The 11,288-nt window shown below is 71.5% G+C and carries 9 protein-coding genes; 6 read left to right on the plus strand and 3 right to left on the minus strand.

What is annotated here, in order from left to right; all coding sequences use genetic code 11:
• Positions 1–48 precede the first annotated feature (48 nt).
• The gene (locus ACNPQM_RS31445) at positions 49–510 is read right to left on the minus strand and encodes a hypothetical protein (protein ID WP_418086624.1); all 462 of its coding nucleotides are present in this window, start codon (positions 508–510) and stop codon (positions 49–51) included.
• Positions 511–807: 297 nt separating this feature from the next.
• Here ACNPQM_RS31445 and ACNPQM_RS31450 point away from each other — a divergent pair, with 297 nt between their 5' ends.
• From ACNPQM_RS31450 to ACNPQM_RS31460, 3 genes are read left to right on the plus strand one after another with little or no spacing between them, the layout of a single operon-like run.
• Positions 808–2,133, plus strand: coding sequence for a TIGR04053 family radical SAM/SPASM domain-containing protein (locus ACNPQM_RS31450; RefSeq protein ID WP_418086625.1), 1,326 nt, complete (start codon positions 808–810; stop codon positions 2,131–2,133).
• A complete protein-coding gene (locus ACNPQM_RS31455) occupies positions 2,133–2,579 on the plus strand; it encodes a hypothetical protein (protein ID WP_418086626.1) in 447 nt (148 codons plus the stop codon). Before ACNPQM_RS31450 ends, ACNPQM_RS31455 begins: the two co-directional genes overlap by 1 nt.
• A 34-nt stretch (positions 2,580–2,613) precedes the next feature.
• The gene (locus ACNPQM_RS31460) at positions 2,614–3,633 is read left to right on the plus strand and encodes an Acg family FMN-binding oxidoreductase (RefSeq protein WP_418086627.1); all 1,020 of its coding nucleotides are present in this window, start codon (positions 2,614–2,616) and stop codon (positions 3,631–3,633) included.
• A gap of 167 nt (positions 3,634–3,800) precedes the next feature.
• Here ACNPQM_RS31460 and ACNPQM_RS31465 read toward each other — a convergent pair whose 3' ends face one another.
• Positions 3,801–4,223, minus strand: coding sequence for a pyridoxamine 5'-phosphate oxidase family protein (locus ACNPQM_RS31465; protein ID WP_418086628.1), 423 nt, complete (start codon positions 4,221–4,223; stop codon positions 3,801–3,803).
• 319 nt (positions 4,224–4,542) lie between these two features.
• Here ACNPQM_RS31465 and ACNPQM_RS31470 point away from each other — a divergent pair, with 319 nt between their 5' ends.
• Both ACNPQM_RS31470 and ACNPQM_RS31475 read left to right on the plus strand, forming a co-directional pair.
• Complete coding sequence (locus ACNPQM_RS31470) at positions 4,543–5,820, plus strand: nitrate/nitrite transporter (RefSeq protein WP_418086633.1); 1,278 nt, start codon at positions 4,543–4,545, stop codon at positions 5,818–5,820.
• A 179-nt stretch (positions 5,821–5,999) separates the two neighbouring features.
• The gene (locus ACNPQM_RS31475) at positions 6,000–7,205 is read left to right on the plus strand and encodes a globin domain-containing protein (protein WP_418086629.1); all 1,206 of its coding nucleotides are present in this window, start codon (positions 6,000–6,002) and stop codon (positions 7,203–7,205) included.
• Positions 7,206–7,485: 280 nt separating this feature from the next.
• On the opposite strand, the gene ACNPQM_RS31480 is transcribed toward ACNPQM_RS31475, so the two are convergent.
• Positions 7,486–9,174 (minus strand): GAF domain-containing protein, encoded by a 1,689-nt coding sequence (locus ACNPQM_RS31480; protein ID WP_418086634.1) that lies wholly within the window; start codon positions 9,172–9,174, stop codon positions 7,486–7,488.
• A gap of 410 nt (positions 9,175–9,584) precedes the next feature.
• Between ACNPQM_RS31480 and ACNPQM_RS31485 the strand changes: the two genes are divergently transcribed.
• Positions 9,585–11,138 carry an alpha/beta hydrolase gene (locus ACNPQM_RS31485; RefSeq protein ID WP_418086630.1) on the plus strand — a complete coding sequence of 518 codons (1,554 nt, stop codon included), beginning with the start codon at positions 9,585–9,587 and terminating at the stop codon, positions 11,136–11,138.
• Positions 11,139–11,288 lie beyond the last annotated feature (150 nt).

Below are 11,288 nucleotides of genomic sequence, written 5' to 3' on the forward strand. Positions count from 1 at the left end.
CGAGCCACGGACGCCGCGGGGCCTCAACGACCCTCTGCGAATCCCGTATCACGCGCGCCGGCGGCCTTGGCGCGCGTCGAACTCGGCCCAGGCACGGTCCCACTGCACCCCGCGGCGCCTGTCCAGTCGTAGCCGGGCGGCCCACCAGACGCCCACCACCAGCGCGCCCGTGCCCGCTGCCGAGGCCGCACCGAGGGTGGCTCCTTCTGTTCCGGCCTGGTTGGGGGTGGCCGGCGCGGGCTGGATACGGCCGACGTCGTCGAGCCACACCGTGGTGGGAGAGCCGGCCTTGCTGCCCGCTGCCACGAAGGCGGTGTCGGACCTGGGGGAGCCGCCGGGCGTTGTCCACCGTACGGTCGCTCGCACGCGGCTGTCGGTCGCCGCCAGGGAGAACCGTGACAGCGGCGGGGGAGCGTCCTCGACGAGGTGCGCGGTGACCCGATGCAGTCCTCGGGCCTGGTCGAGCGCTGAGCGCTCGGCGACACCAGCCGTCACGACGCTCACAGCCATGGTGCTGCCCGCGCCGCACGACCCGCGGCCTCTACTCGCGCATCGGGGGACTGTCGGCCCACAGAGAAGGGCTGATCGGCCGCCGCGCTGTTCCGCCCCGACTCCGCATGCTGATCAGCGACCGATCCGGAGGTATTCCGTGTACTACTGCAATCAGCCCCCGTGTGGTTGTCTCCGCCGTCCCCCGTCACGGGTGCTGTGCACGGTCCGGGCCGGTCACCGTTCGGCCGCCCACCTCGTCTGCCCTGACTCCAGGGCGGCCGGACACAGCCTCAAGGCGCCGGGAAGGGCTGCGCGATGAGCGCCGCCGCCCGTGCCATCCGCCACCAGCGGCACGACGTGGGGGAGCGGCCGTTCATCGTCATCTGGGAGTCCACCCGGGCCTGCCCGCTGGCCTGCCTGCACTGCCGAGCCGAGGCCGTGCCCGACCGCGACCCGCGGGAGCTGGACACCGCCGCCGCTCAGGACCTGCTGCGTCAGGTGGCCGCCTTCGGACAGCCTGCCCCGCTGTTCGTGATCACCGGCGGTGACCCGTTCCAGCGCCCCGACCTGACCGAGCTCATTGCCTACGGCAGGGAAGTCGGGGTCCGGGTCGCGATCTCCCCCTCTGGCACCCCGACGCTGACCGATGAGCGATTGCGCGCCGTGCACGCTGCGGGTGCGTCCGGGCTGTCGCTCAGCCTGGACGGCTCCACCGCCGAACTGCACGACACCTTTCGCGGGGTGCCCGGGGTGTTCCGCTGGACCCTGGACGCTCGGGACACTGCGCGTCGCCTCGGCATGAAGGTGCAGATCAACACGACGGTCGCCCGGCACAACCTGTACGACCTCCCCGACATCGTCCGCCTGGTCGCCGAGCACGGCGCGATGCTGTGGAGTGCCTTCTTCCTCGTGCCCACCGGCCGCGGCCGCACCCTCGGCGCACTGACCCCCGCCGAGGCCGAGGACGTCCTCAACTTCGTCTACGACGTGGGCCTGACCGTGCCCGCCAAGACCACCGAAGCCCACCACTTCCGCCGCGTCGCCCTGCAACGCCAGGTCCTCGCGAACAGCGGCGACGACCATGTGGCTGTGCTCGGACTCGGGCCGCTGTACCAGGAACTGCACAAGCGGGCCGTCGAGTTGGGCCTTGACGCCGGAGCGCGCCGGGTGCGGCGCCCGCCACTGGACGTCAACGCGGGCCGCGGCTTCGTCTTCGTCTCGCACACCGGCACCGTGCACCCCAGCGGCTTCCTGCCCCTGGGTGCCGGAAACGTACGCGAGATGCCGCTGACCGGTATCTACCGCGCCTCGGACCTGTTCACCGGGCTGCGAGATGCCGACCGGCTGGGCGGCCGGTGCGGGCGCTGCGAGTTCCGCCGGGTCTGCGGCGGCTCGCGGTCCCGTGCCTACGGCGTCACCGGCGACCCCTACGCCGAGGAGCCGTGGTGCGGCTACCAGCCCGGCTCCTTCCCGCACCAGCGGGAACTGGCCGCGCTGCTGTCCCGCGCCGGCAACGAGGAACCGCCTGTTCGCCCCTGTCAGACCGCCGCTTCCCCCGAGGCCGGCCACTACTCCTTCGTCGACCACGACATGCGTCACGCCGAAGCCGGGGCCATGGGAATGGTGGAGGTGAGCGGCTGATGGACACCGTCGACCTGTGGTCCCTGGTGCGGTTCGTGCACGTGGCCGGCGCCGCCCTGTGGGTCGGCGGCCAACTGGCCCTGTCCCTGGTGATCCTGCCGCTGGCCCGCCACCTGCTCGCACGTGAGGCAAAGGACCGCTTCACCGCTGCGGCGGGCCGCCGGTTCGGGATGTTGACCGGGGCGGTGTTCCTGCCCGCGCAGCTGGCCACCGGCTGGGCCCTGGCCTGGCACAAGGGTGTCACCTGGGCCTCGCTCGCCGAACCCGGCTACGGCCGTACCCTCGCGGCCAAACTCGCCCTGTTCGCGGTGGTGATGGCTGCCGCGGGCGGCCACGGCATCGCCCACGCCAAGGGCCGCGCCGAACTTGCCCGGATACTGGCGGTCGTCTCCCTCGTCGGCTCGCTCGGCGTCGTCCTGCTGGCCACCGCCCTGCCCGTCACCTGACCCGCGGCCACGACGAAAGAAAGATGGAGGCATCATGCGTACCCGAACTCGGCTGGACGCGGCCATCGTGGAGTCGCTCCTGGCGGCTGCCGTGGCAGCCCCGTCGATCCACAACACACAGCCCTGGCGCTTCCGCCTGGACCCCGACAGCCAGGTACTGGAGGTCCATTCGGCCCCGGAGCGAACACTGCCGCTGACCGACCCGATGCACCGCGCCCAGTATCTGTCCGTGGGCGCCGCGGTCTTCAACCTCCGCCTCGCCGCCGTGCACCAGGGCCGGCGGCCGGAGGTGAGACTGCTGCCGGATCCACGCGAACCAGGGCTGCTGGCCACCGTACGACTGACCGGTTCACTCGACGCGGACGACCAGTCGTCGGACTCTGGCCTCTATGAGGCCATCGCGCGGCGGCACACCAGCCGGATGCCGTTCACCGGCCGACCGGTGCCCGAGCCGATCGTGGCGGAGATGGCGTCGGCCGCGCACGCTGCCGGCGCACGCCTGCACGTGCCGGGCATCACCGGAACACGGCGGCTGCTGCGCCTGACCGCCGCAGCCGAGGCACGCAACCACGCCCACCTGGATCGCACCGCCGAAACCCGCACCTGGATCACCGCCCCGGGAGCAGACACCCCCTACGGCATCCCGGTCACAGCCCTCGGCCCGCCCGACGCGGCCGCGCGGATGCCGATGCGGGACTTCACCTGCGCGCTGCCCGCCCTCCGCCGGCCCGCCCTGTGGTTCGAGCGCCACGTCCAGGTTGCCCTGCTGTCAACGTCCCACGACCGGCGGGAGGACTGGCTGCGGGCGGGTCAGGCCCTGCAGTACGTCCTGCTCACGGCGACCGCCCACGGGCTGCGCACGTCACTCCTGCACCAGGCCATGGAATGGCCCGACCTGCGGGCGGCGACCGGCCTCCCGGGACACAAGCGGTGTCATCCGCACATGCTGATCAGGTTCGGCTACGGACCGGACGGCGGCCGCACCCCGCGAACGCCCGGGCACTTCCCTGTTCGTCCCGCAGCATCACCCGCCACGGATACCGAAACGAGCTGACGTGGTGTCTTCCGGTGCCGTCTCGGACCGACCGGCACCTGGGGGGTGCGTCCCCAGCCCCGCGACACCGCCTCCCATGTGCCGGTCGGTCCGAGGAAAGCGGCGGACAGGCCGCACCCGTCCGCCGCGAAGACGACCTGTCGGCGAGTTCCGCGTCCGGCTGTGCCTCACTGCGTGCTGAGGGCTCCCCTGAGCTCGCGTCCGGTGACCAGCTCGGATTCGATCCGTACGAACACCTTGTCCCGTAGGGGCATCCAGGAGGTGGGGCCGGTCTGCGACAGCCGCTCGTGCTCGGCGGGATCGGTCACCACGGTGGCCCGTCCGGTGACGACCACACTCCAGCCGGACCGGGTCGCCGCGTCGAAATCGTCCGCCTCGAAGGCGACTACGACGCCGTTGATGGCGTGTACGAGGTCGGAGGCCGGCGATGTGCACAGCAGGACGGAGGCGCCCGTGTCCAGGGAGAAGTTGATGGGGAGGACTGCGGGCAGCGCCTGTCGGGTGTAGACCACGCGGCCGACCGGCACCTTGGTCAGGAGGCGCAGGCACTCCTGCCGGTCGAGGGCGCGAAAGACGTCGTTCGGGGACATCAGGTCATCGTCCCGGTGGGTACCGGGAAGAGGGTAGGGCCGGTCGGCCCTTTATTTTTGCGTCCCGGCAGGAGCGGGTTGCTGCCGCGCGGTCGCAGGAGTCGCGCGGGGCGGTCCGGGGCACGGTTCCCAGGATGTGCGGGCGGCCGGATCCGACCTTGAGGACCCTTCGCCTGGCCGTAGGGACGCATGGCCCATGTCGTTCGGGCGCCCGGATCTCGACAGTGGCTGTGCGGCGTCCGATCTGTGGGGCAGGGAACTGTGGTTCCCATTCGCCCCCGCGCCGCCGACCTGACGTGAGAGGGAAGTGACGGACGTCATGGTCCAGCCGACGACGGAAAGCGAGAGGCCGGTCCCGGGCGCGCCGGTGCCCGGCCGGGCATGGCTGATGCTGGCCCTGGCCACCATCGGCTTTGCCGTCAACTTCTGGGCGTGGGCGCTGCTGAGCCCGCTCGGCCCGCGCTTCAAGGACAGCCTGGAGCTGTCGTCGTTTCAGCAGTCGTTGCTGGTGGCGGTGCCGGTGGTGGTCGGCTCTTTGGGCCGTATCCCGGTGGGCGCGCTGACCGACCGGTTCGGCGGGCGGGTGATGTTCCCGGTCGTGTCGGCGGTCACCATCGTTCCGGTCCTCTACCTCGGTGTGGCCGGACACTCCTCGCTGACCGCGCTGCTGGTCGGCGGGTTCTTCCTCGGTATAGGCGGCACCGCCTTCGCCGTCGGGGTGCCCTTCGTGAACGCCTGGTTCCCGCCGCAGCGGCGGGGTCTGGCCATCGGCGTGTTCGGCGCCGGCATGGGCGGCACCGCGATCAGCGCCCTGACCACTGTGAAGCTGGTCGACGCGCACAGCATGGCGACCCCGTTCCTGATCACCGCGGCGGTGCTCACCGTGTACGCCGTGGTCGCGGCGCTCCTGTTGCGCGACGCGCCCGGACGCACGGTGCCGACCGAGCCGCTGGCCCGCCGTCTGGCTGCCACCGCCCGGCTGGGCATCACCTGGCAGGCATCCGCGCTGTACGCGGTGGCCTTCGGCGGCTACATCGCCTTCTCTGTCTACCTGCCCACCTACCTCAAGACCGGCTACGGGCTGCCCCAGGCCGACGCCGCGAACCGCATGGCCGGGTTCGTCCTGCTGGCGGTGGCGATGCGCTCGATCGGTGGCTGGCTGTCGGACCGGCTGGGCCCTGTGCGGGTGTTGGCCGCGTCGCCGGCCGTGGTGGCCGCCGGGGCTGTGGTGCAGTCGTTCACCCCGTCGCTGGCCCCGGTGGGCACCATCGCGTTCCTTGCCATGGCCGGCGCGCTCGGCGCGGGCAGCGGGGCGACCTTCGCCCTGGTGGCCCTGCGGACCCCGGCGAACAAGGTCGGCTCGGTCACCGGCGTGGTCGGCGCCGCGGGCGGCCTGGGCGGTTTCGTGCCACCGCTGGTGATGGGCTCGCTGTACGGGGAGTACGGGAGCTATGCGGCCGGCCTCGCCCTGCTTGCGATCGTGGCCGCCGCGGCGCTGGGCTACACCCTCAGCGGTGTCCGCTCCGCCGTCCAGCCCCGCGACGCCGCCTCCCATGGGCCGGCCGGTCTGAATCGAGCGCGCCGACCGGCCTCCTGAGGACAGCGACAGTTCTCACGCCGGGTCGACCTGACAGGCCCTGTCCTCAGGGAAGTTCGGCCCTATTGGAGACCACGGCGCCACCGGCACGCTCGATGTGCCGGCCGGATCCGCATGGCGGACCCCGGCTGTGACGGTGAGCGCCGTCACCCTGCATACCCGCATTGCAAAGGAGAGCCATGCTTTCGCCCGAGTCGGCCGCCGTCATTCGCGCCACCCTTCCCGCCGTCGGAGGGGCGCTGGACGAGATCACGGCGCGTTTCTACAGCAGCATGTTCGCCGAGCAGCCCGAGCTGCTGGACGGGCTGTTCAACCGCGGCAACCAGGCCAGCGGCGAGCAGCGTCGCGCCCTGGCAGGGTCCATCGCGTCGTTCGCCCAGGCGCTACTGGCCGACCCCGACACCCGCCCGGACGCGCTGCTTGCGCGGATCGCCCACAAGCATGCGGCGCTCGGCGTCACCGAGGACCAGTACACGATCGTCCACAGGTACCTCTTCCGTGCCATCGGCGACGTGCTCGGCGAAGCCGTCACTCCGGAGGTGGCGGCCGCATGGGACGAGGTGTACTGGCTGATGGCCGGCGCCCTCATAGCCCAGGAGGCTCGCCTCTACCAGGAAGCGGAGGTCGACCCGCGCAAGCCGTGGCGGCAATGGACCGTCGTGGAGCGGCGTGAGGAGACCCCGGACGTGGCATCGTTCCTGCTGCGCCCGGCCGACGGCGGCCCCGTGCCCCCGGCCCGCGCCGGCCAGTACGTCAGCGTCAAGGTCCTCATGCCCGACGGCATCCACCAGACCCGCCAGTACAGCCTGTCCAACGCCCCTGGCGACGGGCTGCGGCGCATCACCGTCAAGCGGGTGGTGAGCGTTGCCGAGGCTCCCGAGGGTGAGGTGTCCAACCAACTGCACCGCACCGTAAGGGCCGGCGATGAGCTCACCCTGTCGGCTCCGTTCGGTGATGTGGTCCTCGACGACGCCGACAGCTCGCTGGTACTGGTGTCCGCCGGCATCGGCTGCACCCCCATGGTGGCCATGCTCGAACACCTCGCTGCCACCGGCTCGACCCGCCCGGTCCATTTCCTGCACGCCGAACGGACCCCGGCCGACCACGTCCTGCGTGCCGACACCCGCCGCCTTGTGGAGCAACTGCCCGATGCGCGGGCAGAGTTCTGGTACGAACAGGACGCAACGGAGGAACCCGGTTCTCGTAAGGGCCTGATGGACCTCGAAGGCCTGGACCTGCCCGCTGACGCTGACGTGTACCTGTGCGGCTCACTCCCCTTCATGCGCGCCGTCCGTACCCAACTCCTCCAGGCCGGTACCTCCGCGCGCCGGATCCGCTACGAGGTCTTCGGCCCTGACCTGTGGCTGGCCCACGCCGAGGGCTGAATCGTCCGGCAACCGGCCGCTTCACCTCTCCTGGTGGATCCCTGATCGCTCCGGCGGCGGGCATCACCGCCGCCACCCGCTTGCCCACCGGCCAGGGCGTGTTTCGAAAGTCCCCCCGGCCCGCCCTACGGGCGGACGACGCTCTTTCGGAACACGCCCTGCCAGTGCACCTCGAAGCGCCGGCAGTTGGCCATCACAAGCTCCGGACCGTGCTGTCCCACCCGGCCGGGATCCGCCGCACGGACCATGGGCATCCTCGGTTCGGTGCCCCACGGAAAAGTCACACAGCCGACGGGACGACCCACTCGACAACGGTGCCACTCGGTTGGTTCGAGGACAGGCCGAATGTGCCGCCCATCTCCTCCGCGCGCCTGCGGAGGTTGGCCAGACCGCTGCGGCGGGTGACCACCGGGTCGATCCCGCGGCCGTTGTCGGCCACGCGCAGCTGCAGGGCGGCATCGGTGACCTCGACGCTGACGTCGACGGTGGTGGCGTGCGCGTGCCGGGCGGCGTTGGACAGGGTTTCGCCGAGCACGGCCAGCAACTGCTCGGTCTGTTCGGCGGACACGGCCGTGTCCAGCAACCCGGTCATGCGCAGCGCCGGGGCAAAGCCGAGCGATTCGGTGGCCCGTTCGGTGGCCGCCACCAGTTGGGCGCGCAGCCCGCTGCCGCGCCGGGTCCGATCGTGCTCGCGCAGGCCGTAAATGGTGGATCGGATGATCTTGATGGTGTCGTCCAGGTCGTTCACAACCCGCTGGATCCGCTCGCCGACCTGCGGCCGGTCGGCCACCCGGCCCAGCGTGGACTGCAGCGACAGCGCGCCGGCGAACAACCGCTGGATGACCAGGTCATGCAGGTCCCGAGCAATCCTGTCGCGGTCATTGAGCACGAGCATGCGCTCCGTGTCCCGCCGGTGCTCAGCGACGTCCAAGGCCAGCGCGGCCTGGTTGCCGAAACCGGTGACCATGTCGACCACGGCGTCGGTGAAGAAAGAGCTGCCCGGTACGTTGGCCACCTGCAGCACCCCGCGGACGTGCTCCCGGGTGCCGAGCGGTACGAAGAACGCCGGCCCCAGCTTCACCACCGAGGCGCTGCCACCCTCGGCACGCGGGTCGGCACTCACGGCATCACTGGTGATCGTCTCCCCGGACGTGAAGACCTTCGCGGCCAGCGCCGCGGCGGGCAGCACCAGCCCGCGTACCTCCTCGGCCGACGTTCCCGAGGCGGCCTCGATGACCAACTCGCCGCGGTCCCCGACCGGCACCCCCAAGGTGACCAGGTCCGCACCGGCCATCTCCCGCACGGTGGCCGTGACGGACTCCAGCACCGCGGCGGGCTCCGTACCGGACAGCAGGCTACGGGTGAGCTCGTTGCTGGCCGCAAGCCACCGCTGCCGGCGGTGTGCGTCCTCATACAGCCTGGCGTTGTCGATCGCCACACCGGCCGCCGCGGCCAGGGTCCGCAGCACCGCCTCGTCATCGGCGTCGAACTCCGCGCCGCCCTGCTTGTTGGTCAGGTACAGGTTGCCGAACACCTGCCCGCGGACCCGGATAGGAGCGCCCAGGAAACCGGTCATCGGCGGGTGCCCGGACGGGAAGCCCACGGACGCGGGATGCTCGGCCAGGTTCGCCAGGCGCAGCGGCTCCGGGTGACGTATGAGCAGCCCGAGGATCCCCGCGCCGCGCGGGTAGTGTCCGATCCGGGCGACGGTCTCCTCGTCGATGCCGACCGTGAGGAACTGCTTGATCGTGCCTTCCTCGCCCAGCACGCCGAGTGCCCCGTACTGGGCGTCGACCAGCGAGACCGCCGACTCCACGATCCGGCGCAGCACCACTTCCAGGTCCAGGTCGGAGCCGACCGCCAATACGGCGTCCAGCAGGGTGTGCACCCGGTCCCGGGCCCCCCGCACCTGTGCTACCTGCTGCTGCAGGTCCTCCAGCAGTGCATCCAGCCGCAGCTGAGGAGACATCCCGGATGTCTCCACCTCACGCGAATCCTGCGCGCGCTCGTCCACCACAGCTCCCTTACCGTCTCGCCCGCCCACCCCACAGGATGCCCGACGGGCCGAGCCTGTTCTACGGCACCCTGGAGGGCAGCGAGGGCAGTGCTCAGGAAGGGCGGGCAGATGGGGATTGTCCCATGGCCGGGCCCGGTGGCCCGGCCGAGACGTGGATCAGAGCTGTCGTTCAGGGCGCCTGAGCGGGCGTCGTACAGGGGAGAGCCGGGTGACATCCAGGCACCCCGGACATCGCACGCCGGGCGTCCGGCCGTGCTGTCGGAGGCGGCTTGTATCCTGCACGCATTCGACGATCGGACGATCACGGATACGCGCATGCGGGCACGGGGCGGGCGTCCAGGGGCGGGAGCGCGGGGATTTCGATGAGTGGCGCACATCCGATACAAAGCCATGGACCGGGCCTCTCGGTCGGCGCGCGCATCATCGCGGGGGCCGTCCTCGCCGCGATCGGGGTCGTCGGCGCCTGGCTCCAGCACGACGCTCCCGGCCGGAGTGCGGAGCCGCGTACGGAGTTCACCGCGGACAACCCGCCCGCCGGTCTGCCCACCGCGCTCACCACCGGCCAGCACCTCCACTGGTCCAGCTGCACCTCGCCGCCCACCGCGCGCACGGGCTACGACTGCGCCACCATGAAGGCCCCCCTCGACTACCGGAAACCGGACGGCAGGACGATCGACGTCTCCTTGATCCGCCGCAAGGCCACCGGCCCGAACGCCCGGCGCATCGGCTCGCTCGTCCTCAACTTCGGCGGCCCCGGCGTGTCCGGCGTGAGCGGACTGCCCGAACTCCTCAACCAGTACGAGCCGCTCCTCGACCGCTACGACCTGGTCTCCTTCGACCCGCGCGGCGTCGGCGCGACCATCCCCGTGCGATGCGGGAAGACCGCGGAAGACACCGGCTACGACGGGGCCGACGCCTGCGCCGAGCACTCCGGGGCGCTCCTCCCGTACATCGGCACCTCGCACACCGCGCGCGACCTCGACCTGATGCGCTACCTCCTCGGCGACGAGCGGCTGCACTACTTCGGCGTCTCGTACGGAACGGCGCTCGGCGCGGTCTACGCCCACCTGTACCCGTCGCACGTCGGACGGCTGGTCCTCGAAGCGTCTGTCGATCCGACCGAGGACCTCGACGAGAAGCAGGTGTCGCAGGTCAAGGCGGTCCAGGCGGCGTTCGACCGGTTCGCCGCGCATTGCGCGGCCCGTATCCGCCACTGCCCGACCGGCGACGGGCCCGAGGAGGCCGCGCGGCGCATGGCGCGCCTGGCCGACCGCCTGAAGAAGAAGCCCGCCCCGGCCGGCGCCGGAAGGAACCTCGACGCCGACGACTTCGCGTACGCCGTCAGCGACCATCTCGACCTCGGCACGGACGGCTGGGCGCCGCTCGCCAAGGCCCTCACCGCGCTGATCGACCACAACGACGGCCGTCCGCTGAGCAAGGGCGCGGACGACATCGGCTCCGCCGACCGCGCTGCGACCCCGCGCGACAACAGCCGCGCCGCCCAGACCGCGATCACCTGCGCGGACTCCAGCCTGCGCCCCGGCTTCGAACGCCTCGACCGGGACGAGGCCCGCATCAAAGCCGCCTCACCCATCTTCGGCGCGGCCTGGTCCACCGGCGTCTACCTCTGCTACGACTGGCCGTTCGACGGCGAGCGCGCCACGCTCCAGGTGAACGCCGACGGCGCTGCCCCCGTCCTAGTGGTCGGCGGCACCGGCGACCCGACCACTCCCTACCCCGGCGCCCGCCACATGGCCCGCGCCCTGGGCGACGGCGTCGGCGTCCTCCTGACGGCCGAGGAGGAGGGCCACGGCACATATCCGCAGAACCGCTGCGTCACGGAGACGGTCGACCACTACCTCCGCACGGGCCGCACCCCGGCCCGGGGGACGGTGTGCCGGGGCAGCATGTCCTGAGGCTCGTACGGATCCGCCGGGCGGCTCGGCAACAGCGCGGGCGTTAGCAACGACCCCTAGAAGATTCATGAAGATCTTGGGGTTCTGGCCCCGCCGCGTGAGCGGCGGGGCCAGACTCGTTTTCGTGGTGATGGGGGAATGGGTCGGGGA

The sequence above is a fragment of the Streptomyces sp. NPDC056231 genome (genome assembly GCF_048270745.1).
Taxonomy (GTDB): Bacteria; Actinomycetota; Actinomycetes; order Streptomycetales; family Streptomycetaceae; genus Streptomyces.